Source organism: Oceanobacter sp. 5_MG-2023, from assembly GCF_030548165.1.
GTDB lineage: Bacteria > Pseudomonadota > Gammaproteobacteria > Pseudomonadales > Oceanobacteraceae > Oceanobacter.
This window is the reverse complement of the sequence record NZ_JAUORS010000003.1, coordinates 70674-96498: the sequence shown is the minus strand read 5'-3', so window position 1 is coordinate 96498 and position 25825 is coordinate 70674. Positions and strand designations below refer to the sequence as shown.

Annotated in this window: 22 protein-coding genes and 1 riboswitch; of the genes, 9 read left to right on the top strand and 13 right to left on the bottom strand. The window is 47.4% G+C overall.

Features of this window, described 5'->3' with window-relative positions:
• Positions 1 to 3 precede the first annotated feature (3 nt).
• The 11 genes from Q4551_RS03425 to Q4551_RS03375 all read right to left on the bottom strand — a co-directional run bounded on the left by Q4551_RS03425 (position 4) and on the right by Q4551_RS03375 (position 11664).
• Positions 4 to 780, bottom strand: coding sequence for a sulfotransferase family 2 domain-containing protein (locus Q4551_RS03425; protein ID WP_303431808.1), 777 nt, complete (start codon positions 778 to 780; stop codon positions 4 to 6).
• On the bottom strand, positions 780 to 1628 hold the full coding sequence (locus Q4551_RS03420; protein ID WP_303431807.1) for a glycosyltransferase family 2 protein: 849 nt from the start codon (positions 1626 to 1628) through the stop codon (positions 780 to 782). The genes Q4551_RS03425 and Q4551_RS03420 overlap by 1 nt, the downstream gene beginning before the upstream one ends.
• Complete coding sequence (locus Q4551_RS03415) at positions 1615 to 2844, bottom strand: hypothetical protein (protein WP_303431806.1); 1230 nt, start codon at positions 2842 to 2844, stop codon at positions 1615 to 1617. Before Q4551_RS03415 ends, Q4551_RS03420 begins: the two co-directional genes overlap by 14 nt.
• Complete coding sequence (locus Q4551_RS03410) at positions 2838 to 3926, bottom strand: glycosyltransferase family 4 protein (RefSeq protein WP_303431805.1); 1089 nt, start codon at positions 3924 to 3926, stop codon at positions 2838 to 2840. Before Q4551_RS03410 ends, Q4551_RS03415 begins: the two co-directional genes overlap by 7 nt.
• Positions 3926 to 4636 carry a WecB/TagA/CpsF family glycosyltransferase gene (locus Q4551_RS03405; RefSeq protein ID WP_303431804.1) on the bottom strand — a complete coding sequence of 237 codons (711 nt, stop codon included), beginning with the start codon at positions 4634 to 4636 and terminating at the stop codon, positions 3926 to 3928. Before Q4551_RS03405 ends, Q4551_RS03410 begins: the two co-directional genes overlap by 1 nt.
• Positions 4626 to 5708, bottom strand: coding sequence for a glycosyltransferase family 1 protein (locus Q4551_RS03400; RefSeq protein WP_303431803.1), 1083 nt, complete (start codon positions 5706 to 5708; stop codon positions 4626 to 4628). The genes Q4551_RS03405 and Q4551_RS03400 overlap by 11 nt, the downstream gene beginning before the upstream one ends.
• A gap of 26 nt (positions 5709 to 5734) precedes the next feature.
• On the bottom strand, positions 5735 to 7135 hold the full coding sequence (gene cysN, locus Q4551_RS03395; RefSeq protein ID WP_303431802.1) for a sulfate adenylyltransferase subunit CysN: 1401 nt from the start codon (positions 7133 to 7135) through the stop codon (positions 5735 to 5737).
• A 321-nt stretch (positions 7136 to 7456) separates the two neighbouring features.
• Positions 7457 to 8365: a sulfate adenylyltransferase subunit CysD gene (gene cysD, locus Q4551_RS03390; RefSeq protein ID WP_303431907.1), complete on the bottom strand. Its 909-nt coding sequence runs from the start codon at positions 8363 to 8365 to the stop codon at positions 7457 to 7459.
• Between the two features lie 48 nt (positions 8366 to 8413).
• Positions 8414 to 9235: a 3'(2'),5'-bisphosphate nucleotidase CysQ gene (gene cysQ, locus Q4551_RS03385; RefSeq protein WP_303431801.1), complete on the bottom strand. Its 822-nt coding sequence runs from the start codon at positions 9233 to 9235 to the stop codon at positions 8414 to 8416.
• The gene (gene cysC, locus Q4551_RS03380; protein ID WP_303431800.1) at positions 9219 to 9851 is read right to left on the bottom strand and encodes an adenylyl-sulfate kinase; all 633 of its coding nucleotides are present in this window, start codon (positions 9849 to 9851) and stop codon (positions 9219 to 9221) included. The genes cysQ and cysC overlap by 17 nt, the downstream gene beginning before the upstream one ends.
• 28 nt (positions 9852 to 9879) lie before the next feature.
• Positions 9880 to 11664 (bottom strand): SLC13 family permease, encoded by a 1785-nt coding sequence (locus tag Q4551_RS03375; protein WP_303431799.1) that lies wholly within the window; start codon positions 11662 to 11664, stop codon positions 9880 to 9882.
• Positions 11665 to 12249: 585 nt separating this feature from the next.
• Between Q4551_RS03375 and Q4551_RS03370 the strand changes: the two genes are divergently transcribed.
• The 3 genes from Q4551_RS03370 to Q4551_RS03360 all read left to right on the top strand — a co-directional run bounded on the left by Q4551_RS03370 (position 12250) and on the right by Q4551_RS03360 (position 15010).
• Positions 12250 to 12861, top strand: a complete 612-nt coding sequence (locus tag Q4551_RS03370; RefSeq protein ID WP_303431798.1) for a hypothetical protein — start codon at positions 12250 to 12252, stop codon at positions 12859 to 12861.
• A gap of 125 nt (positions 12862 to 12986) precedes the next feature.
• Positions 12987 to 14354, top strand: coding sequence for an O-antigen ligase (locus Q4551_RS03365; RefSeq protein ID WP_303431797.1), 1368 nt, complete (start codon positions 12987 to 12989; stop codon positions 14352 to 14354).
• Positions 14351 to 15010: a metallophosphoesterase gene (locus tag Q4551_RS03360; protein WP_303431796.1), complete on the top strand. Its 660-nt coding sequence runs from the start codon at positions 14351 to 14353 to the stop codon at positions 15008 to 15010. The genes Q4551_RS03365 and Q4551_RS03360 overlap by 4 nt, the downstream gene beginning before the upstream one ends.
• A 95-nt stretch (positions 15011 to 15105) precedes the next feature.
• On the opposite strand, the gene Q4551_RS03355 is transcribed toward Q4551_RS03360, so the two are convergent.
• Both Q4551_RS03355 and Q4551_RS03350 read right to left on the bottom strand, forming a co-directional pair.
• Positions 15106 to 16539 (bottom strand): AmpG family muropeptide MFS transporter, encoded by a 1434-nt coding sequence (locus Q4551_RS03355; RefSeq protein WP_303431795.1) that lies wholly within the window; start codon positions 16537 to 16539, stop codon positions 15106 to 15108.
• Positions 16539 to 17024: a YajQ family cyclic di-GMP-binding protein gene (locus Q4551_RS03350; protein WP_303431794.1), complete on the bottom strand. Its 486-nt coding sequence runs from the start codon at positions 17022 to 17024 to the stop codon at positions 16539 to 16541. The genes Q4551_RS03355 and Q4551_RS03350 overlap by 1 nt, the downstream gene beginning before the upstream one ends.
• A gap of 416 nt (positions 17025 to 17440) precedes the next feature.
• Here Q4551_RS03350 and Q4551_RS03345 point away from each other — a divergent pair, with 416 nt between their 5' ends.
• From Q4551_RS03345 to pilB, 6 genes are all read left to right on the top strand, one after another.
• Complete coding sequence (locus Q4551_RS03345; RefSeq protein ID WP_303431793.1) at positions 17441 to 18376, top strand: ketopantoate reductase family protein; 936 nt, start codon at positions 17441 to 17443, stop codon at positions 18374 to 18376.
• 98 nt (positions 18377 to 18474) lie between these two features.
• Positions 18475 to 18729, top strand: a riboswitch (cobalamin riboswitch).
• 146 nt (positions 18730 to 18875) lie between these two features.
• Positions 18876 to 21062 (top strand): TonB-dependent siderophore receptor, encoded by a 2187-nt coding sequence (locus tag Q4551_RS03340; protein ID WP_303431792.1) that lies wholly within the window; start codon positions 18876 to 18878, stop codon positions 21060 to 21062.
• Between the two features lie 57 nt (positions 21063 to 21119).
• A complete protein-coding gene (locus tag Q4551_RS03335) occupies positions 21120 to 22397 on the top strand; it encodes a hypothetical protein (RefSeq protein ID WP_303431791.1) in 1278 nt (425 codons plus the stop codon).
• A 616-nt stretch (positions 22398 to 23013) separates the two neighbouring features.
• A complete protein-coding gene (locus tag Q4551_RS03330) occupies positions 23014 to 23469 on the top strand; it encodes a pilin (protein WP_303431790.1) in 456 nt (151 codons plus the stop codon).
• Between the two features lie 108 nt (positions 23470 to 23577).
• Positions 23578 to 24030, top strand: coding sequence for a pilin (locus Q4551_RS03325; RefSeq protein ID WP_303431789.1), 453 nt, complete (start codon positions 23578 to 23580; stop codon positions 24028 to 24030).
• Between the two features lie 97 nt (positions 24031 to 24127).
• Positions 24128 to 25825, top strand: a complete 1698-nt coding sequence (pilB, locus tag Q4551_RS03320) for a type IV-A pilus assembly ATPase PilB (protein ID WP_303431788.1) — start codon at positions 24128 to 24130, stop codon at positions 25823 to 25825.

The window sequence follows — 25825 nt, the reverse complement described above, 5'->3', positions numbered from 1 at the left end:
ATTCTATCTCTGCAAACGCATTTCATAATCACTAATCAAAAGTTTTTTCTCTCTCGCTAGTAAATACAAGTTATAATCATCTGCATACAACCCCTTAACAATTAATTCTATTTCTTCTTTTTCTTCCTGACAAAGGTAATTTTCCATTTTTTTCTGAGTAGTAACATTATAACTAACAATATCATCACTTATATGATTATTGTTTTTTAAGTACTGCTCAAGCTCATCAATATCCTCAATCGCATATACTCTATCTACTATTTTATTGCCACTATCATCTAATATAAACCAACTTTGAGGCCACAAAGCGTAATCATATTTATATATATTATTGAAATTTGGCTTAAGCCAGTTTTTAACAAATGATGAAAAATCATTAAAATCTGATCCAGAATAAAAATCAGCACATTCAACTTCCACATCATTAGTCCCACCTGATTTAAGAAATCGGTAAGCAGAATACAGACGATCCATAGGATCTCGCACTAAACTAATTGATATTTTTGATGTTCGTAGTGAAGGATCTGTCTTATATATAAAGCCAGCCATTTGATGCCCTATTGATTTTTTATAAAGAGCTCTTGATATGGTTGTACCTGCGACTTTTGGAACATGAACAAAGACAACTGACGACTGATATATTTCTCTGGGCACAAGATTAATTAGATATTTATTGATAACTTTCAAAACAGGACTGGGAAGAATTCGCACAAGCCATCGTTTCATATCAGCAGATCGACGATATCCAATATACTTCGCTACTAGTTTTTTCAATATCATTAAATTCTATCTCCTTGTGGCACCAATGGTCCAACCAAAAGGCATAAAAACCGGACTGAATATGTGCGTATTTTTTTTCTATTAAATTTGACAATTCCAATACTAATGTAAACTAGACAACGTATTAATTCATAACAATAGATACGATAATAACCATTCTTGACTAAAGCTAATGCATTTCCCATAGAATAGAAAAACACTCTGTGAAGCAATGCTTTTTGATCAGTATCGGCTTTTATTGGAGGATGGTTTAATTTGAAGTCATGAGTAACCTGGCCCTTATAGCCTAGTTTAATTAATCTCGCTCCAAGATCGAACCCTTCGCTAGAGCCATGAATACAACCAATTCCCAATCCTTCATCAAATTTTGTTGCCATAAAACAGTCACGTTTAAAAAGTAAACCGGGTTCCGAGAAAGCCCCACGTAGAACCTTTGGTGTTATTTCAAAATCATGATCATGGGATTGAAGTGCTTTCAGCTCGCCTTCACATATCACATTAGCAACAATATAATCCAGAGATTTTTCTGAAATTACAGACAATCCGTATTCTAATCGTCGATTATCCGCAATTGTTGTATCATCATCAACAAACCAAACATAATCTCCCTTAGCTTGTTTTGCTCCCTCATTTCGGCAACGGCAAACATTACGAACAGGAAATAAAATAAATTTCACATCAGGGTATTCTTCAAAAAAATCTTCTTCTGCTTGTCCTTGCCACACTACGAAAACTTCAATATTTTTATGAGTTTGGCTTTGAAGGCTTTGCAGTACATCGATAAAACGTTGCCGCCGCTCCTCAGAGCCTGCAGTAGAGATAATGATAGATACTTTAGCTGTATTCATAAGAATTTCTTTCCTGGCATCGTTTCAGAATGATTCCGGTAAAAAAAGCATATGCAGCAGCCGCCTTAATAGATAAGATCAACACACCAAAGAGAGTGGCTACAACAAAAAATAAAGAAAACATCAGTGTGTATATTTTATTAACTTTTAAACCACTCGCCAATCCTAATACCAAGTAATAGAAAAAGGCGGCTCCTAAAATACCAGCACTATTAATAATTAAAACCAGCCCACTATCGCCTCCCGACATCCCTGGAGGCACTACCAGCCGCCCACTAATCAATTCAACCCAGCCCGAGCTAATAATAGGTAAAAAGCTGGTACTGATTCGATATTCCAATTCTCGTGTTAACATATCTCCAAAAACCAAGTAGATTAACAAAAGTGTAATAAATATCAGCATAGGCAAAATAACAATCAACGCGGAAGATATTAAACCAGAGAGTCTAGAAACCACTATAGAAAAAAATATAAAAAATACTGCTATGCGAGTATCAGAAAAAGCTGACAAACATACACACACCAAAAACTCAATATAAATCCCTTTAACTCTATAATTATTTTTAGCATAAAAGAATAAAAAAGCAAAAAAACCAAAATATCCCAACGTTAATGGTTCAATAAAAATAGAACTAACTCTATGAGATATGCCGGTAAAAGTTCCACCTGGTCGATACACTCCACTATATAAATCCCCGGTATCCAAGTCTGTTTGATCCAAGCCTTTTCTATCAACAACTCCTGCCGCCCATTCACGAGTAGATACATAATAATCCAATGGGTTAAAAATTTTCACATAATATTCAGTAAAAAATATTTCAAATAATGCCAACCCAAAAACCACAAAAAGTAAAATTCGAACAAATTGATAATCTTCTGATTTATAATTCAACCCAAGCATTACAAATAAAGGAACGATCAGAAGCCCATACACCCCTTGTATAGATACTCCTAATTTGATAGGTATTACTACAATTATCAGCATCAGTAATACAACAACACGCCCAAAATAGCGCATTGATAATTGATTCATTGTTTTATAGACAACATAAACACTCATTGCTGTCACCAACAACTGAACCAAAATCACTACTTTACTGTTTAAACCAAACATATTTGCATTTATAAATGCTAGAACTGCATTCATAAATATCGCAGCTAGTACACATATAGCTATATTACGATCAGATTTATCAACAGGTAAAAATCCTAACATTTAATGCCTCGAACTACATGAGCAACTTGATTGGCAATAGCAGACCATGAAAAGTTTTCTACTACATGCTCATGTTGTTCTTGTAATTTATCCACCCTCATTTGATCATCTCGCAGGTTTTTAATTTTCGCCCTTAACGAGTCAATATCTCCAGCCTCAAACGTATTCTGCTCTCCTATTACCATAGGAATCCCCCCTACATTTGAGCCAATAGCCGGTGTTCCACAGTATATAGCTTCAGCACATACCCGTCCAAACTGTTCTCGCCAGTATGGAGTATTAAGACTTGGTAAAATAAAAATATCTAGACTGGAATAAAAACAATTCAACTCATTTTTCTTCAATTCTCCAATATAAAGTACCCCTGATTTTTTTAACTTATCCAGCAGCCAGTCATCAAGCACCCCACCACAAACGATGACTTTATAATTATTCTCTTGCGCTAAAGGAATTAATATCTCCAGCCCTTTTGGTTGCCAAATACGACCAGCAAAACCAAGTACTAATTTCCCTTCAAAAGAATCTCCAAACATTTTTTTACGGGCTTTAATTTTATCTACAACATCAAATGTTTCTTTGGATACACCATTACCAATAGGGCTATATATTTTATTTTTATCTGCTCCACGAGCAACCAACACCTGCGCTACTTCTTTATTTTTTGGAAGAATAGCATCAATTTTTTTATAAACTATTTTCTCAAGAAAATTAAACCCTTTAAAGTTTCCTTTCATATTAATAACTGATGTCTCTAGCACCCTAACTTTTGCTGGACAAAATATCACTATAAAAAAAGCCAACAAAGAATGAGGTTCTTCATGTATATAAATAATATCAAACCTCTCCTTTCTGACAGATCTAATCATTTTATATGAAAAATAAGTTAGCCAATGCATAACCAAAAAACAGTCAAAAAGAGCTGATGACCATTCTTTCTTTGAGATCTCTTGAAAAGTTTTCCCCATAAACTTTCGTGGTCCATACACTTTCAAATCAAAAAGCTTAGATAGAGCAGAAAACCGATCCTGATACAAATCATTTCCAGCCTCATGCCATATTAGGCACATTTTTTTCTTATTCATTATGCACCTCGGACAAAAGTATAATAAAAAATCATCAGGTTTTTGAAATAACGAGGAATCATACGTCGTGGCTCCACTATCATTCGATAAAACCATTCGATACCTATAGTGGACATCCACTTTGGCGAACGAGACACATTACCTATAGCGAAATTTATAGCATTACCACAACATAGTATTGTACGTTGCTGACAATCCATATTTTCCAACACATCAAATGCTAATATTTCTTGTTGTGGAGACCCAACAGCAAAAAAAGCGACATCCCATTCAATAGAAGAAATCTCGTAAACCAGTGCATTAAATTCATCTGGATCATTAATAAAACCAAAAGAAGGAACCACAAGGTTTACTTCACTTACACCATATATTCTTTTCACCTTTACTGCTTGATTCTCATCCGACCCTACTATCAATACCTTCCTCCCCTTACATTCTTTTAATATATCAATGGTTAAATCTGATCCTCGCACGACATTATTAATGCGCCTTCTCTTTAATATAGAGATATATTGTAGTATTTTACTATCGCACACACACAAATTTGCTTGACGATATAAATCACGAAAAGTATTACTAGAATATATTCGACACATATGATCAACATTTGGAGTAACAATAACTCCATTCAAACGACCATCAATAATACCAGAAGTTACATCTTTAAGAGGTATATCATCGATTTCTACCGGGAAAACTTTATTTTTCATTTATAAACTCTCTCTCCAAAGTCTTCACTGTAGATTCCCAAGTAAAAACCTGGCTTCTTGTAACTGATAAAGAAGAGTATTTCTCATAAACATCTGAGTCATCCAATAGCTTATTGACAGTATCAGTCCATTCTCTTATATCTTTACTTTCAAGCAAAAACCCTGAGTCAGCAACAACCTCCGTTACTGCTGATCCACTACTTGCAACCACTGGTATACCTTTTGCCATTGCCTCAACCAACGGAATGCCAAACCCTTCTTCTAACGAAGAGTATAAAAAAATACTTGCTTGCTTATATTCTTGTGCCAATTCAATATCGCTAATATCAACACGAATTTTAATATTTTTTTGATAAGATTTACTCTTCACATAGGATAACAAATCATCATAACCCCAGCCCTTTCGACCACAGATAACAAGCATCGCCTGTGGCTTATATAATAATATCTCCCCTAACAAATCCACTAGGAATTTATAATTTTTTCGAGGCTCAATAGTACCAACAGACAATAAATTTAATTTTCTATCCCCCTCTGAAAATTCTTGATCCTGAAAAATTGAAGCCACACCATTATAAAGAATATTATCAACTTTAACGCCGAGTATGTTTTTAATCTTTTCAGCGGAATAATGAGAAACCGTAAAAACTTTTTTATATCGCGTCAAACCATACTCTTCCATTGGCTTAAAATAATATTTAGCCTTCCATGGTATTGTCTCGGTCCGTATCCAGGGTACTACATCGTGCAACACCCGATAAACAGAAAAATTCTTCCGAAACAATGCTGCAATCCAAACAAAGGGAGATGCAGGAAATGCTGGCAAATATAATCCATCGGCAGCTATGCCTAGCATATATACAGGATACAAAAAATGACAAACAAATTTATTTGAAAATGGCAAATGGATATTTTCCACATTGCTATTCAAATCATTATAACCAGCAGGTAGTAGGCACACATATTCTATATTTAATCCATTAGACAGACGTTTATAGATTTCTATGGCAAACCGTTCTATACCAGTAATTCTTCCGTCACCGAGAAATGTCAGGTCAACAAGAATCTTCATATGTGTACCAGAACTCCTAAATCAGTTTATGCAAAGTATTGACGAGCAAGAAAATCAACTTTTTTGTTGAATTCTGCCAATCGCTCTTCATAACTCATATCCGCAATCGACTTGGTAGCTCCACCATCAACCAGCTCTCGAACCATGCCAGCTGCAATCGTGATATTGGAAATACGATCAATAATAACCAATGATCCAGTACCGGGAACTTGTCTGTATTGGTCCAGGGCAGCCGGTGCATTCAAAGAGATAGTAACCAAACCAACCTCATTGAGATTCAGTTCAGTTGCATCCAAATGTTCCATCGTATTGACATCAACACGGTGTTGGATACTTTCAACAATACCATAAACGTTTTTAGTACCTACTTTAAACAGGTATTCCTTGCCTGTTTTCATCGGGGTTTCGTGCATCCATACCACTTCAGCCTGGTAGCTATCGCCAAATAACGGGGCTTTACCTGTGTAAATCAAGTCACCACGGGAGATGTCGATTTCATCTTCCAGTGTCAGGGTTATGGCTTCGCTTGCAATGGCCAAATCAAGGTCACCATCCGCAGTAACAATGCGATCTACTTTACTGGTCTTACCCGATGGCAAAGTAGTGATTGTGTCACCTGGATGAATTTCACCTGCTGCAATGGTGCCGCAAAAACCACGAAAATCGAGATTCGGGCGGTTAACGTATTGTACAGGCAAGCGAAAACCTTCAAATTCGTCCGCTTTATTGGTTTCAATGGTTTCTAATAGCTCAACCATGGTTGGGCCAGTATACCAATCGGTGTTAATACTGCGATCGACTACGTTGTCACCTTTTAATGCAGACAATGGGATTGGATGAATATTATTAAAACCCAACGATTGTGCAAATTCGGTGTAGTCTTTACTGATTTGTTCATAAATGGTTTGATCAAAATTGACCAAATCCATTTTATTAATGGCTACAATGACGTTTTTAATACCCAACAAGCTGACGATATAACTATGACGGCGTGTTTGTGTCTGAATACCTTTTCGGGCATCGATCAGAATAACGGCAACATCGCAACTGGAAGCACCGGTTGCCATATTGCGCGTATATTGTTCGTGTCCAGGGCAGTCGGCGATGATGAACTTACGCTTTTCAGTAGAGAAATAACGATAGGCAACATCGATGGTGATGCCTTGTTCTCGCTCAGACTGCAGTCCATCGACCAGCAATGCCAAGTCAAATTCTTCATCAGTGGTGTTAAATTTCTGTGAATCATTTTTGATAGCAGCAAGTTGATCTTCAAAAATCAGTTTGGAATCATGCAGCATCCGTCCGATCAGAGTGGATTTGCCATCATCAACGTTCCCACAAGTCAGGAAGCGTAGAATATCTTTTTCTTCATGTTGCTTCAGGTAGCCGAGGATGTCATCGGCGATCATATCGGATGCGTGAGCCATTTTATTACCTTTTTACATTCCAGCATTGCTGGAGTATCCATATATTAAATTTATTTCGATCAGGTCACTCTGTGGCCGAATCGTTAATTTATTTTTCTGCTGGCCTGTTGTGTGACGTGTCAGTATAAAAGGCCTGCGTTTTACCGTTCAGGTAAGTTCTTATAACGTCGGGAAAGTGACTACCCTACGTTTTACTTACAACTCTCCCTCTTCCCTCTTGCAACCCTCACCACTCACTTTCTGACTGGTGTTGTTGTAGTGGTCAATACCCTACCTGCAAGTAGGAAGAAGTAGGTTCTTTCATCTGAACAGTATGGAGAGTCAGAAATATCCTTCCATTTTTTTCTTTTCCATCGAGCCGGATGAATCGTGGTCGATAGCACGACCCTGACGCTCGGACGTAGTAGTCAGTAGCATTTCCTGAATAATTTCTGGCAGAGTGGCAGCCTCAGATTCAACGGCTCCTGTCAACGGATAACAACCCAAGGTCCGGAAGCGCACCATTTTTTCTTGGACTTCTTCGTCATCCTGGATCGGCATACGCTCGTCATCGACCATAATCAGCATGCCATCACGTTCCACAACCGGACGCATAGCAGCGTAGTACAAAGGTACAATCTCGATACTTTCAAGATAGATATATTGCCAGATGTCCAACTCAGTCCAATTAGAGAGCGGAAAGACACGAATGCTTTCGCCTTTGTTGATACGGCCGTTGTAGATATTCCACAGCTCAGGACGCTGGTTTTTCGGATCCCAGCGATGGTTTTTATCCCGGAAGGAATACACTCGTTCTTTGGCACGTGACTTTTCTTCATCTCGACGCGCACCACCAAAGGCGGCATCAAAGCCGTATTTATCCAAGGCCTGTTTCAGCCCTTGGGTTTTCATTACATCGGTATGTACCGAGGAACCATGAGTAAACGGGCCAATACCTTGATCTACGCCATCTTGGTTAACGTGCACAATCAGATCCATACCGACTTTGGCAGCCATGGTGTCGCGGAAGCTGATCATTTCTTTGAACTTCCAGGTGGTATCCACATGCATCAAAGGGAATGGTGGTTTGCCAGGGAAAAAGGCCTTGGTGGCCAAATGCAGCATCACAGCGGAATCTTTACCAACGGAATATAGCATCACCGGGTTATCGAACTCGGCCGCGACTTCTCGGATGATATGGATACTTTCAGCCTCAAGTTGCTTGAGGTGGGTAAGGCGTTTTTTACTGATAGTCATAATCGTCACTTTTTCGAATGTGGGCTGACACTAGGCTTATGCTTATGCTTGTTCAGGTTGAGCCAGTTCGGTAAACACTGCGCTCCAGCGCTCACCGGCCTCAGCACAAACAATAAAATACGGGTTAAGTAAGTCTTCTTTTTGACCGTACTGTAATTTTTTCAATGTCGGAGTTAAGACCTGCCCCCCAGCATGTTCCACAATAGCTTGCGCGGCGGCGGTATCCCACTCGCACGTTGGAGCCAGTCGCGGATAAAGATGTGCAGCACCTTCAGCCACCAGGCACAGCTTCAAAGAGCTACCCATCGATACCAAATTAACTTCTCCCAGTTGCTGAGAAAAGGCGGCCAATGCTTCAGCGCCATGGCTACGGGAACCGACAACGTTCCATGCTTCGTCAGTACCTGGTTCATCAGCCACACTTAGCTTGACAGCTTCCGCGGTACCATCCTGGCGATAGGCACCAATTTCATCGGCGGCATAATACATACGATCCAGAGGTGGGCAATACACCACCCCCAGAACAGCTCGTCCACCTTGGATCAAGGCAATATTGACGGTAAATTCATCATTTTTCTTGATAAATTCTTTGGTGCCGTCCAGCGGGTCGACCAGCCAATACGTGTTCCATTGACTGCGTTTTTCCCAAGTCATATCTTCTTTATTGGACTCTTCTGATAGCACAGGATAGTCACTAATACTGGCCAAGCGATCGCAAATAATATGGTGCGCGGCGAGGTCGGCCTCTGTGAGCGGGCTGGAATCACTCTTTTCGTACTGTGCAAAATCAGTGTTGTAAATTCCCAGAATTGCCGCTCCAGCGGTGCGGGCAATATCGATAATTTGATTAACCAATAATGGCATCGGAACCTTCCTTAACGGGTTTGAGATAACCGTGCTGATCCAAATAGTCAATTACTTGTTGCGCGGCGTCTTGAATACTGATGTTGTCATTCTTGATACAAATTTCTGCAGCTTCCGGAGCTTCATAAGGAGAATCGATACCCGTAAAATCTTTGATCTCTCCGGCACGGGCCTTTTTGTACAAGCCTTTGGGATCACGGGTTTCACATACATCGATGGGAGTATCGATATGAACCTCGATAAATTCACCACCTGACAACATCTGGCGGACCATTTCCCGGTTACTTTTAAACGGAGAGATAAATGCCGTCAGCACGATAAGCCCGGCATCAACCATAAGGTGCGCAACTTCTCCAACCCGGCGGATATTCTCGATACGATCTTCTTCACTAAAACCCAAATCGCCACATAACCGGTGGCGTACATTATCACCGTCCATCAGATACGTGTGCTGTAAACGTTCAGCCAGCATGCTTTCTACGGCCCCTGCAATCGTCGACTTACCCGACCCACTCAGGCCAGTAAACCAGAGTAGGCAAGGTCGTTGCTTTTTCATATAGGCACGAATGGATTTATCCACCGCATGGTTATGCCACACTATATTTTCGTTTTTCACCCTGGCTCCTTGTAAAAACAGCTCATCTCTAAAATGACCAGACTACCGGTATAACACTGATAGACGTAACCGCAACAATAATGCTGAGCGGTGTTCCGAATTTAACATAATCCATAAAACGATAGCCTCCTGGCCCCATCACCATCAAGTTGGTCTGGTAACCAGTGGGTGTCATAAAGCTGGCAGAAGCTGCAACCATCACGGCAATTGCAAATGGCTCATAATTGACACCCAACACTTCGGCAGTCTTTAAACATATTGGCAGCATAATGATGGCGGCTGCGTTGTTGGTCATCATTTCGGTAAGTAATACCGTTGCCAGATACACGGCAATCAAGGCACTGAGTGGCGAGTCGGCAACAGCCAACAAACCATTGGCTATGTCTTTGGCCAAACCAACTTTCTCAACCGCAGCACCCAACCCGAAAGCACATGCAACGACCAACAAGATTGAGTAGTCAATTGACTTGCCAGCATCTTCATAGGCTATACATTTCATCGCCAACATAGCGCCTGCTGCCGCTATCGAGCTAACAAGAATACTCGTCATTCCAGTTCCAGAAGCGACCAGCATGACTGCAAAGATTGCCAATGCGGGCAAAGCCTTGGTTTCATCGGCCAAAGGAGGTGTGCCTAACTTGCTGACCAACAAAAAATCCCGGCTATTACGATGTCTCATCAGGAAGCCTTTCTGTGCTTCTAACAGTAAAGTATCCCCTTCGCACAGGACAAGTTCGCCCAACTTACCACGTAACCGCTGACCATGACGCGATACACTTAGCACAACAGCGCTGTATCGATGACGGAAACGCGCTTCGCGGATAGTTTGGCCAATCATGGGATTGGAAGGCGATAACACGGCTTCAAACAGGCGCCGGTCCGAGCTGGCGCCATTCAATTTGAAGCGCTGATCATTAGCGAGGACCAAACCGTGAATATTGCGTAATTCAAGTACGGATTCCGGGCTACCGGCAAACACCAACCGGTCTCCGGCTTCGAGCACGGTGCGTGGCCGAACAGCCGATATAATTTGTTCTTCTCTTTCTATTTCGACCAAAAAAAGCCCCGGCAAGTTACGCAAACCCGCTTCCTGAATGTTTTTACGCACCAACTCACTGCCCGGTTGAATCATCATTTCAACCAGATATTCACGCACCTGATCAAATTGCTCGACGGAGCTTTCTCTGTCTGGTAACAGGTAACGACCAGCCAGAAAGATATAAATCAACCCCAAAATAGCAATTGGAACCCCCACCCAGGCAATTTCAAATAAGCCAAAGCCTGTATATCCCCCTTGTTGCAGCATGCCATCAACCACCAGGTTCGTGCTGGTACCGATCAGAGTACAGGTTCCTCCCAGAATCGAAGCGTAACTAACCGGAATAAGGATACTGGATAACTGGATGGAAAAACGTTTACTTTGACTTTGCAGCAACGTAGTGAACATGGCAACCACCGGGGTGTTATTAACCACCGCGCTCAACAGTGTTGTCACAGGCAGGACACGAAAGCTCGCAGATGCCTGGTTCTTGGGACTGCCAACCAGGTAACGCCGCAACACCTGGGTTGCACCGGATTCCTTTAACCCACCCACTACCACATATAATGCAGCGATGGTAAAAATGCCGGTATTGGAAAAACCGACAAATGCTTCTGCTGGCGCCAACACTCCAGCCAACAGCAAAAGCATCAGTGCGGCGGTAAACAGCTTTTCCGCTGAAGCGACATTCAGTGCAAGGCCAACCAGCACGACAACCAACAAACCGGCCACAAAGACAGTATCCACCAGACTGTTGCTGTTCCCCAGATCCATAGTAATTCCAGTCCGTTAATTCAGGGCTTTAAAGCCTTTTGCCTCATCCAGCACGGAGTACAAGTGCTGTAGGGAATAACCTTACCGAGCGAAGGCGCATTCTGCACGATCACAGAATAAATCGCCATGCCTTGTAAAAATTTGTAACCACGATAGCTCGAACAAACTTCACCACTGTTACCTTTTCATGACTTGCTCTATTTGTAAGGTGAGACAATGAGTAAGGTCACTGCGTGGGATGCAACACTGAGTGATAACCAGTCCACCAGTTCGCTTTCAGTACTCTCTATATAAAACATGTGACCCAATTATCCCAAACGCAAAATCAACAAAATAAAAGGGACGATGCCTCAAAATAAGCCAAATTTAGTAGGCCGTGTCATTGCGGCAACGGCAGCAACGAGAGACTCTTCCTTTACGCACAACTCCAACAACCACCCAACAACCACTGAACAATTCCCAACAACCACGACGCAAAACGTTGTTTGTATAAAATATAACCATTTTTAGCCAACCAGGCTTTGCAGCCACTTTGCCCTCGGGGTACAATTAGTCAGATTTTCTAAATTCACAGGGATTACGATCATGCGCAAAATTTTACTGGGTGCCATTATCGGCCTGAGCAGCATGTCTGCTTCTGCCGCTATCACCGACTACCTGTCTGTCATGTCTTTGGGAGATGCCTACTTGCAGGCCTCTGCAGATTGTGGTGGATCTTGCGATGCCCAGCTGGCTGCCGACTTGGCTGCTGCTGGTTACAGTGCCAGCGATATCATTGCTGCCGTTATCGCTTCTGGTGTTTCTCCAGTGTCTGTTATCCAGTCAGCAGCCTCTGCAGCACTTGAAGCAGGCATCAGTGTTAAAGATATTATGGCAGCATTAATACAAATTGACGGCGTTAGCGCCATTGATGCGATTGCTGGTGTTACCCAGGCTGCTGTTGCCAACAACGTGCCGGTGTCTTCTGTGATGCAGGCAGGCATTGCTGCAGGTATTCCTGCAGAAGTGATCGTTGCCGGAGTGGTCAGCAGTGGCCAGTCCAGCACAGTAGTAACAGCAGCAGCGGCTTCTGTTGGTTTTTCTTCAGCCGATATTGCCAAAGGCATCGCACTGGCATCAGGTACGACGACATCTGTAATCTCAGTGGCACTTGACGAAGACAGCAACACTACGCCTCCAGCGACAAGTCCATTCTAATCCTGTAGATTAGAAACCGGCTAGATATGGCGGGTTTATACTGATCAGTTAAAAAGCCCGGTTTTCCGGGCTTTTTTTGTTTGTTGTTCCCACCGGTGATTTCTATTTCAAGGACTGGCAGTACCATGACTCGTTGGCGTGCTTATCTGCTTTTGCTATTTGTATTACCTTTGCCATTTGGTGGCTATACCGATTGGGCCTGGCCGTTATACACAGCCATTACCAGCGGTCTGCTATTGCTGGAACTTCGGTTACATACTCAGAATCTCACAACACTCCCGGTTGCATTTGTACGCAGTCGTTGGCTCTGGGTCGGTTTATTGCTTATCCAGCTTTGGGTTGCCGCTCAAGCACTATGGATCAGCTCTGCTCATTATGATACCTGGATGTACCTGTTCAAAGGCTTTGGTTATGCCGGCTTCTTTATGCTGACCTTACTGCTTGTTCATTCGCAAAATCGTATCCAGCAAGCAATCTGGACGATTGTATTGGCCGCTGCTTTCCAGGCTTCGTACGGTTCACTCATGGTACTGACAGGTTGGGAATACGGCTTTTTTGAAGCCAAATGGGCATACACAGGCACCGCAACCGGTACTTTTGTCAATCGTAACCATATCGCCGGATACCTTGAAATGGCACTGGCACTGGGAATCGGCTTTTTACTGGCGCAGTCAACGGTTTATCGGGGATCGCTAAGGCAACGACTGCGGCAGGCCATACAGGTATTACTGAGCAGCAAGGTTATCTTGCGACTGTTGCTGGCCATTATGGTGATTGCCCTGGTGATGACTCGCTCGCGCATGGGTAATACGGCGTTTTTTGCCAGTATGATGATTGCCGGTGCCTTGGCTCTGGTGCTGATGCGCCATAAATCAAAATCGACCACAATCCTGTTAGCCAGCCTGCTGGTTATTGATATCGCTATTGTGGGTACATTTTTTGGTGTCGACAAGGTTGCCGAACGCTTGCAAAACTCATCCGTTGATACGGAAAGCCGCGATGAAGTAACTCGGGACAGCTTCCTTATGTGGCAGCAACAACCATTTAGAGGTATTGGTGCCGGCAGCTTTCAGACCACCTTTCCCAAGTACAAGTCCCCTGACGTTGTAGACTCCAACGTCTATAACCATACCCACAACGACTATGTTCAGTTCCTGGCGGAATTTGGTGCTCCAGCGTTTGCCGTGATGCTGGGCGTGGTGTTGGTCTCTTTATGGCGAGCAATCCGCGCGATGAGTGTCCGGCGTAATGAATTACTTAAAGGTGCCGGGTTTGGCGCTACCATGGGAATCATTGCCATAGGGATACATTCTGCGGTCGACTTCAACCTGCAAATACCCGCCAATGCCTATATGTTTATGTTTTTACTGGCAATGGCTAATATTGCGCGCTGGGCAGAGCATGGCCCTCGGGCGCACTCCAGCGTTCAAAGAACACCCAAACGCGCCAAACACCATGTCACACACGCCACAACAGAGACACCCAACCCATGAAAGTACAAGCCAGACTCTTGCGCCTTGAGACCAACCAGCAAGGACGTGATTTTGTTGTTGGTGATATCCATGGTCATGTCTCAAAACTGATGGGCCAACTTGATCAGTTGCAGTTTAACCCGGACTCAGATCGGGTGATCTGTGTTGGCGACCTGATTGATCGTGGCCCGGAATCACCTCAGGCACTGGCTTTGCTGGATCAACCCTGGTTTTATTCTGTATTGGGCAACCATGAATACCTGATGGTCTGTGCGATGAAATACAAGCACAGCGAACATCGCATGACCTGGCTGACTCACGGTGGCGACTGGATCGCCCAGACCTCCCCAAATGACTGGCCAGCCTGGTTTGAGACGATCGAACAGCTGCCTCTGGCAATCGAGGTCTCAGGGAAGTCTGGCACTCGTTACGGCATTATTCATGCTGAATATCCCTTCACCCACTGGGATGATCTGGAACAGCTGGATGCCGATGAAGCACTACGGACTATCTGGTCACGCACACAATTCCAGCAGCGCTCTGAGCATGTCATTGACGGCATTGATGTGGTTATTCATGGCCATAACATCAGTGATGGCGAGCTGCACCTGGGCAACCGGATATACATTGAACCAGGGGTTTATCAAGGTAAGGATTTTATTATCAAGGAGCTGTAAGTCCGAAGCGCTCGAAGCCACAGACCCACAGACCCACAGACCCACAGACCCACAGACCCACAGACCCACAGACCCACAGACACTGTACCCAGCACTCAGCCTGGAAGTGATTTGTTACGCGCTTCCGGCTGCTGTTTCATCAATACCAGCACCAGCAAAACCGCAGGAATCCCCAATGCAGCGGCGATAATAAAAAAGTCACTGTAACCCCAGCCATCAACAACCCAACCCGAAAAGCCACTGATAAACTTGCCCGGCAAGGTCATCAGCGAACTGAACAAGGCATATTGCGTTGCGGTATAACTCTTGTTTGCCAGGCTGGAGAGGTAAGCCACGAAGGCGGTACTGGCAATCCCTCCGCTGAGATTATCAGCACTGATGACTACTGCCAGCCAACTGAGTGGCGGGCGACTGCCATCCCAGGTCATGGCCATCACAGCAAACAACAGGTTAGTACTCGCTACCAGGATTGCACCTAGCAGCAAGGGCCGGTACATGCCCCACTTGACAACCATAACACCACAGACACCCGACCCGACCACTGTCATCACAAAACCAAAAATTTTGGCGATACGGGCAATGTCTGATTTGCTGTACCCCATATCCAGATAAAACGGATTGGCCATCACCCCCATGGTGATATCACTCAAACGAAAAACGGCGATAAACGACAGAATCAGCAACGCAAACCAGCCATTACGTTGGAAGAACTCCAGCAACGGGCAAATCACCGCTCCCAGCAGCCAGCGCTGCCAGGCCGGACGTTGCATCAGATGCATAGGACGCCCGATCAAACGATCGATCAACTCAGCGTCCATGCGGCCACGTTGCTCTGCATCCAGGTGGTTGGGTTCGTCGCACCAGAACGTGGCGGCAATCCCCACCAGCATCAACGCTGCCATACCGATATAAGACCAGCTCCAGCTGTACCAGTCCGCCAAATACAAGGCTCCGGCTCCGGAAAACAGCAAGGCCACCCGATAGCCAAAAATATAACTGGCCGACATGGCACCCTGATACTCATCGTCAACCGCTTCAATCCGGTACGCATCCAGCGCCACATCCTGGGTCGAAGAGGCAAACGCCACCAAGAGAGCAGAGGCCGCAATCCACCATAAATCCGTATGCGGGTCGAGCAGGCTCATCCACAACAAACCGCTGGCAATCCCTGCCTGCCCAACCAGAATCCAGCTGCGTCGCTGCCCAAGCCAACGGCTCAGCAAGGGGATACTGACGCGATCCACGACCGGTGCCCAGAATACCTTGATCGAGTAGGTCATACCGATCCAGGCAAAAAAGCCGATGGTCGTGCGCTCCACTTCCGCATCCCGCAACCAGGCTGTCAGGGTCGAAAACACCAACAAAAATGGCAGCCCGGCACCAAAACCCAACAAGGCAATCGCCAGTACCGGCTTACGGGTGTAAATTTTCCGGGCATCACGCCACCAGCCGAAAAAAGACGTCGAGGTCGTGGCAGAGTCCAGGCTGGATTGAACAGAAGAGCGATCCGTTACCTTACGGTCAGACATCAGTCTTTGAAATTCTTGAACGCCAGCGGCATCTCGATGGAATCGTCATTACGAAACAGTGCCATCACCGCTTGCAAATCATCTCGCGCCTTACCTTGTACCCGCACCATCTCTCCCTGAATCGATGCCTGCACTTTTAATTTGCTGTCTTTGACAATCTTGACCATTTTACGAGCCAGGTCCTTGTCGATACCCTGACGCAAGGTCGCGATCATTTTGACCTGCTTGCCTGCACCGGCCAGATCGCCATATTCCAGGCAGCTGACCTTGATCTTGCGCTTGATCAAAGAGCTTTCCAGCATGGGTTTCATCTGCTCGATCTGGAATTCCTCATTAGCCGTCAAGGTGACAGCAAAATCTTTTAACTCAAAGCTGGCATTAACCCCTTTAAAATCAAACCGAGTGGACAATTCCCGATTGGCCTGATCAACGGCATTCTGGGCTTCGTGTTTATCCACTTCGGAAACGACATCAAACGATGGCATTGGGCTTCTCCTGTCAATAACCTGTCAATAAATATATACAGTCATAAGGGGGCATCTATTTAATCCGGTGCTCACTCTGGGCTACCGGATGGTTTCGAATCACGAAGCCGACTTGCAGGCCTGACGGGTCAAGTCAAAAGTCGGCGACACCGAGTCGAGATCATCCGGCAGCCCCCGAAGGGCGCGGGTTGCCGCCGTCCAGTGCGGTGTTGACGAATTTGAAAAGGACTCGTCATTTCGCTGCATTCGTCGCCTTGCTCTGAACAACGGCAACACTCGCGCAGAGACGTGCAGGATTAAATGGATGCCCCCATAAGCATGGCAATAAGCCGGACTGTATACCTCTGTCAGCACTGAAAAGCAAAAGTCATCCGCCCGCTCTGGCTCCAGCTCATCAAGCGACTTATAATCCTGCCATGACATTATCCATCGGCCTGCTTGGCCTGGGTGCCATTGGCACCGTCATGGCCAGCTACTGGCGTCAGCACCGTCTTTATGTGCTTGGCCGCTCACCACAATCCCCGACAATGGCCACCCCGCCGTTGGAACGTACCCTGCAATACGGGCCAGATATTCGTGCGAGTCATCCTGAATGGCCAGAGACCCTGACCCTGTCACTGCCACCATGGAACCATCAGCGGCTGGACTGGCTGGTGATCACCACCAAAGCCGGTGACACCCTGGATGCCCTGTTACCTTATGCCAGCGAACTGCATCAGGTTGACCGCATTTTGCTGCTACAAAACGGTATGGGCCAGCATGAACAAGTCGCTCACTGGCTCAAAGAACAAGGGCAGAGCTGCGAGCTCTGGCACGGCATCTCCACCGACGGCGCTTACCGCCTGGAAAACAACAGCGTCATATATGCCGGACTGGGCGATGTCTGGATTGGTCTGCCTTCCGCACAGGCAAATGGATTACCGCGACAGAACACCAGCCGCTTGCCTCATACCCAGGTTGTCTCGGATATTCTTACACGGCAACGACAAAAGCTGGCAATTAACGCAGTGATCAATCCCCTGACCGCCTGCTACCGCTGCCTCAATGGCGCATTAATCAGCAACCCTGAATACCGTACGCCGCTACACTCGTTGGCCATCGAGATAGAACAGCTGTATCAACATCAAGGCTGGCCATTACCAGATCAACTGCCAGAGCAGGTAACACAGATTGCCCTGTCGACAGCGGATAACCGCTCATCCAGCCTGCAAGACGTACTGGCCAACCGCCCAACCGAGCTGGATCATATTTGTGGCTATCTCTTGGCCCAGGCCAGCGCGGCAAAAATCGATTTGCCCTTAACCCGGGCATTAATGGATCAGCTTAATATCCGCAGCGGTCTCCCCACCTAGGGACGCCCTTCCCTGCTTACAGGCAAACCACGGCCACAGACGGCGCCTGACTCGACGATTTTACTTTGCAATTCTTGACGCCTGCTATTACCACCGCTACTCTGCGCCCAGAATCAGGTGCCCATGGGCTGAATCATTCAGCCTCGGGTTAAACGGGAAGACCGGTGATGTAAAAACATAAACCGGCGCTGCCCCCGCAACGGTGATCGACCCATTCAATAACAGGTTCCTGCCCATACAGGACACCAGCCACTGCCGAGCCAGCCAACAGGCACCGGTGGGAAGGCGTTATGAACGAGCAGCATCTGCTCAGGTCGTCAGCCCGGATACCGGCCTGTTTTTATCAACCGACGTTGCGGAGGGCAGCGGGAGGGATTTGTGCCAATCGCCAATCGCCGCCCCGGCGATGTCTTCCGCCATCGGCGGAAGCAATGATTGCTTGCCTGGTCTGCTCCCCCTGCTCTTGCCGTTATATTCTGACCCGGTACTCAGGACTTCCATGACATTACGTTTGCCCTTCTGGTGTTATGCCTTTCGCAAGCCGTTGTCTTGCCACCTCCAACAGGCAAGGACACCATCATTGCTGTCGAGCCTGATGTTGAGCCTGTTATTGTCTGCCCCTGCCAGTTTTGCCGATTCGGTAACCCCGACACACAACGATGATACAAACGATACGCCGGTCGCCGATGATGAGCTGGTTGTCTATGGCCATCAAGAACCCGCCGCAGACACCAGCTACCGACTCTACGATCAGCAAGCCCTGGCGGCGGGTTATCAGAACCTGGGGGAATTTCTAAGCCGTATCAACGGCCTGCAGGTGCAATCCCTGGGGGGGCTGGGCGACCCGGTACTGATTTCCATGCAAGGAGCTGATGCCAAACAAACCCGCTTACTGATCGATGGCGTTGACGTAACCACAGGTCAATACGGCCAGTACGATCTTAATGCCATCCCGCTGGCTTCCATTGAGCGAGTCGATGTCCTGACCAGCGGCAGCGATGCCGACGACAATGGCCTGATCAGTGATGAAGCGATCGGCGGTACCATCAACATCGTGACCCGTCGCAGCCCATCCAATACCAGCAGCAGGCCTACCCAACTATCCGCCGCAGCTGGCAGCTACGGTACGGCGACCCTGAATCTGCAACAACCGTTACGGACTCAGCCTCACAGCACTACAGATTTATTGATCGACCACCAACAAAGCGACAACAATTACCGCTACCCGGTAAGCAGTCCGGAAGACACTAGCCAACCAGCCGGACAACAACAAGCACTCAACAATGCCGCCTATCGTCGCGACCGCCTGACACTGAAACATCAGCAACCCGGCCTGTTTGCCAGCCTGTACTGGCAAGATGAATCCAAACAACTGCCACAGTATTATCGCAACTCCTCGAGTAACCGCTCCCGGCTGGACAGCAAGCAACTGGGCGTACAACTGTCGGGCAACTGGGGACAAGATTTTCGTCAGCACTGGCAACTCTGGCACTCGCTGAACCGCCAGGCATTTTACGATCCAACCGCGGTATTCGGTTATGTCGACAGCAACAACCGTTATCGCTACCAACACAGTGAAGCCAAACTTGGCAGCCAGGTACAATGGCATGCCTGGGATTTGGGCAGCAGTATCAAGATAAGCCAGCAGAGCTATCGCAGCCGCTACCTGATTGACAGCGACAGCGGTGATTGTGACTCCCTCAGCAGCCGCTGCGACCAATATTCCTGGCTGCGACAAGTACAACTGAGTGGTCGGGCACAATGGCAAAACAGCGACAGTACACGCCAGTTCAGTCTCAGTAGCAGCCACCACCAGCAAAACAGCCTGTTGCAAACCAGCGCTACCGATAGCAGCGACAGCGACAACACCCATCAGCAGCAGTCCTGGACCTCCGGGTTGGTCAGCCTGAAACAATACTGGCTCAGCGATACCGGCAACGGCCAGCTGCAACTAAGCTGGAAACAGGCACTCAGAATACCCAGTTTGTATGAACGCTTCGGCAACCGCGGCCTGACCCGGGGCAACGACGACCTTCAACCAGAGCAAAGCCAAACACTGTCGTTAAACATCAGCTGGAGCGGAGACTGGCAACAACGTCCCCAGCAGCTCAGCCTCAACCTGTTCCACCGCCAACTGGAAAACGCCATCGTCGCCGTGTATGACCCCTCAACCGGGGCTGGTCGCTATGAAAATACCAGTGATGCCACCATGGCCGGGCTGGAATGGCAGCTGCACAGTCAGCTCAACCGCCCTGTGACCGCAGCACCCGCAACAGAGAGCCTGGGGATGTGGCAATTGCAGCTGGCAGGCAGCCATTACCAAAGCCAGAGCAGCAGCGATATCGTTGGCTTTGATAACAAATACTTGCCCGGCATCTATCACCTGCGGCTGATTGCCGGATTACTCTGGCAATCCTCCATGACCACCCGGCACCACAGTATCGATTTCCATGCCGAGCTGGCTGACGACCTCTACCTCGACCGCTACAACAGCGTACCCGGGGATCAACGTCGCCTCTGGAACATCCATTACCGCTATCAATGGCCAGTGCCATCCAGACCGTCACTACTGCCGACCCACGCCGGTTTGCGGATTAACAACCTGTTTAATCACAGTTTTAACGACTTCAGTGGGCGCCCGGCTCGTGGCCGGGAATGGACACTGTACCTGAGCTACTCGCTTTGAATATTCATATCACCAGCAACCAACAAGTTTGCCAAACGACACCCAAGGAATTTTGTTATGCCTAACCGTCTGCCTGATCACCCAACAACATTATCCCGCACCTGTTTGTCCCCGTTCAGCACCGCCGGACTGCTTCTCTCTGCGACCCTGATGCTGAGTGGCTGTGCCGGTGACGACGACGACGCCCAACCCATTGCAGAAGGAGCCTATGCGGTACAAACCACCGCTGCCGACTACAGCAGTGGCCATGTTGCCATCGGTAATATCACTGGCGACCGCAGCGTCCAGCAACAATTATTCAGCGACACCAACACCAACTACACCATCACCAGCGAAGCCAACTGGCTATACCGGATTGGCCAATATTACGTCGATACCATCAGCCGCTACGATGCCACCGCCAGCCTCAGCAGCCCGGAATGGACCTACACCACCAACGATGATGGCGACAGCAGCGCCAACGTCTATACCCTGGTACATCAGGACGACCAATACGGCTGGCTGATGCGCTACGGCGCGGAAACAGCTTGGAAAGTCGACACCACCGCCAGCAGCGAAGACGACTTCAAGGTCGACACCATCGACTTGTCCGATTACAGCGTCAGCGGTTACAGCACCACACCGGGGATGGTCGATGCCGCCATCGACAACAGCCAACTGTTTGTTCTGACCCAGCGTTACGGCTATGACGGCAACAACACCGCCTACGTCGTGGTGTACGACCTCGACACCCTTATTGAAATTGATACTGACACCAGCACCGATGGCCTGAAAGGCATTCCTCTGACCGTGACCAACCCCACCAGCATGGAACTGCTTAATGGCCAGCTGTATATCGCTGCCCGTGGTGACTACGACGACAATAGCGGCGGCGTCGATGTCATCGATACCACCACCTATGCGATCAGCAATATCATCGATGGCACCACCTTCGCCGAGTTGAACGACACCAGCGTCTCACCGGCACAGTACTACCATGTCAAAGACATCACCGTTGTCAGCGAAGACAAGGCCTACGTCAATATCAATGTTGAAGCCGGATGGAGCACTGTTGCCAGCTACCTGTATGAAATCAGCCCCAACAGCAGCAGCGACCCGGTTGCCATTGATATCAACAGCCTGATGGCCAGCAACGTCAGCGACCCGGAAGACAGCTATACCCTCGGCGATATCACCCTGGATGAAAACCAGCGCCTGTGGGTCGGTATCACCAACGCTACCCAGCCTGGCCTGCTGGTGCTGGATACCGACACCAACAGTGTCAACGGTGACTTTATCAACCTCGATCTGGTACCTGCCTCAATCACCTTCCTGACGGATGAAGTGTCCGAGTAATACCTTTTGTCTGAGCCGTGGGGGCCGGCGCTGCCCGTACCCCACATCCCTCACATCCCTCACTCCCCAAAACCCCAGCCATATCCATCCGTGCCCGCTACCTGCACCCTTTTCTCCCTGGTGACCTGCTCTGTCCCTGCCCAAACCGGCCCTGTCCGTATCCTTTGACGGTATCCATCAGGCCCACACATCAAGACCACAAAAGTCACTACCGCCAATATGGCCAGATATATCTGACAACCACATACCCGAGTGACAATATTTGTCACATTGTACTCAACTGGATACCCCGCTTTTCTGCAAGGCAGGCGATTCAATCAACGCCCACCGGTGGTTTAGCGAACCAGATCACATAAACCTGTTTATTTTAGCCAAAATATACTTGGCACGATATTAGCTTGATATTCTATGTATGCGTATCCAGTGATAGACGCACAGAAGCCAGTGGCTTGAGTCCGGGAAGACCCCCTCTTCAATTTCCCGAACTCACCAAGTGCTTCGACAACGAAGTGTTGGGATGTTTTGGGATGTTTCCCATGGCAAAACCCCTCATAATAGTCATCGCATAACACGTGTAATATTGCACAACCCTAAAATTTTGAGAGTGGAGACTTCCATGAAAACGATGCAAAAAGGTTTTACCCTGATTGAATTGATGATCGTAATTGCGATCATCGGTATTTTGGCCGCTGTGGCGATTCCTCAGTATCAGGATTATATCCTGCGTACTGAAGCCACCAACTCCCTGTCGGCTGCACGCCCACTGCAGTTGTCAGTTAGTGAATACGCCGCACGTTACTCTGCACTGCCTGCTGACTGCGCTGCACTGACTGCTTACACTGGTGTGTCTTGTACTGCTACCGAGCACGCAGCTGGTAATGTTGCCTCAATTGCAGTGGGTAGCAAAGGCGTACTGACCATTACTTTTGGCGCAACAACTGCCGGTGTTCCAGCCGATATCGCTGGGGACGCCTATACTCTGACACCTACCCGTGCTTCTGCTAACGGTTCTGTTACCTGGGCTTCTGCTGTTGACTCTCTCGACGCCAAATACCTGCCACGTGTGAACTAAAACACCTGAGCAGTCAAAGGCCCGCTTCGGCGGGCTTTTTTATAGGCTACGCTTGAGTTTATGAGACTTTCATCACACGTAAACCCTCTATCAACGTCAGGAATTTATATGAAAACAATCGCCGCTGGTTTTACCCTGATTGAGTTGATGATTGTTATCGCGATTATTGGCATTCTCGCCGCAGTCGCCATCCCCCAATACAACGAATATATCCTGCGCACCGAAGCCACTCGCTCCCTGCATGTGCTGCGGCCATTACAATTACAAGTCACCGAATACGCCTCCCGTTTTTCGGCCCTGCCCACCACCGCCGCGGCGCTCACCACGCACTTTGGTATCTCCGATGTGCCAGAAGACCACGGTGCCAGCAATGTGGAATCCGTTACAATCGGTGCCAACGGTCTGCTCACCGCCCAATTTGGTTCGGTTGCCGATGGTGTTCCCGTTGATATTGCGGGCAAGACCTATTCCATCAAGCCAGACCGGAGTTCTGCAGGCCAAATCAGCTGGTCAGCCATTGCCGGTACGCTGGAATATAAATATCTGCCACGAATGAATTAAAACTGTTTACCAGTCGTTGTCTTTCATATCCTGATACTGGTACAGAACGTATGGCTTTGATATGTTGCAACAAGGTTTTTTAAAGAGTATCAATGACATGGCCGTTCTGACTGGCATTTCGAAACGACTGGTTGAACACAACCTGCTCTCACGAGAACAAGCAGAAGAATTGCTGCTTGATGCTCGCGAGAAGAAGACCGGTTTTATCGCCACCGTCGCGGATTCGGGCAAGCTCTCTACCTCAATACTGGCCACGGTGACCGCAGAAGAGTTTGGCTTGCCGGTTATGTCTCTGGATGCTTACGACCTGGAAGTGATGCCACAGGAACTGCTGAGCGGCGAACTGATAGCCAAATACCGTGTTATCCCGTTAATGGTCAGAGGCACGCGCCTGTTTGTTGCCCAGAGTGACCCCTCTCAAATCCAGGCCATCGATGAGATCAAGTTCAGCACCGGCATGACGGTTGAACCTGTGATTGTTGAGCATGATGTATTACACCGCTTGATTGAAAAAATCGCCGCAGCCAATGACTCCAGTATGGGCGATCTTGATGCTGAACTGGATGACGTCGATCTGGAAGACCCGGACGCTGCCGACAAGGCCCAGGAAACGGCGACATCTTCTGGAGAAGACGACGCCCCGATCGTGCGTTTTGTAAACAAAATGCTGCTCGATGCTATCAAGATGGGCTCGTCCGATATTCACTTTGAACCCTATGAAAAACGTTATCGGGTACGTTACCGCACCGATGGCATATTACACGAAGTCGCCAGTCCACCAGTCACACTGACCGGCAAGATTGCTGCCCGGCTCAAGGTGATGTCACAGATGGATATTTCCGAGCGACGGGTTCCCCAGGATGGCCGTATCAAGATGCGGCTTTCCAAAAGCAAGGCCATTGATTTCCGCGTTAATACGCTGCCGACCCTGTTTGGCGAAAAAATCGTGTTACGGATTCTCGACCCCTCGTCAGCCCAGCTGGGTATCGATATGTTGGGTTATGAGCCGTTACAGAAAGAGCTGTATATGCACGCCCTGTCGAAACCCCAGGGGATGATTCTGGTGACAGGCCCTACCGGCTCTGGCAAAACCGTATCACTGTATACCGGCCTGAATATCCTTAACGTTGAAGGCACCAATATTTCAACCGCGGAAGACCCTGCCGAAATCAACTTGGAAGGGGTTAACCAGTGTAACGTCAGTGCCAAGGTCGGCCTCGACTTTGCTGCCGCGTTACGCTCTTTCTTGCGTCAGGACCCGGATGTCATCATGGTAGGGGAAATCCGGGACCTGGAAACTGCCCAGATCGCCATCAAGGCAGCACAGACTGGTCACCTGGTGTTATCAACCCTGCACACCAACAATGCCCCGGAAACCATCACCCGTCTGGCCAATATGGGGGTGCCATCATTCAACATTGCCACCTCGGTTTCCCTGATTATTGCCCAGCGGTTGGCACGACGGCTATGCAAGTCCTGTAAGATACCAGCCGATATCCCCAGGGAAGCCCTGCTTGAAACCGGCTTTACCGAAGAAATGCTCGAAAACGCAGAAATTTATCAGCCCGTTGGCTGTGATCAATGCAAGCACGGCTATAAAGGTCGTGTCGGAATTTACGAAGTGGTTAAAATAACCGATGCCTTGTCTCGTATTATCATGGAGGGAGGCAACTCGATTGAAATTGCTGATGTTGCCCGCCAGGAAGGCTTTAACGACTTACGCACATCTGCCCTACAAAAGGTCGCCCAAGGTGTTACCAGCCTTGAAGAAGCCAATCGAGTGACAACAGACTAA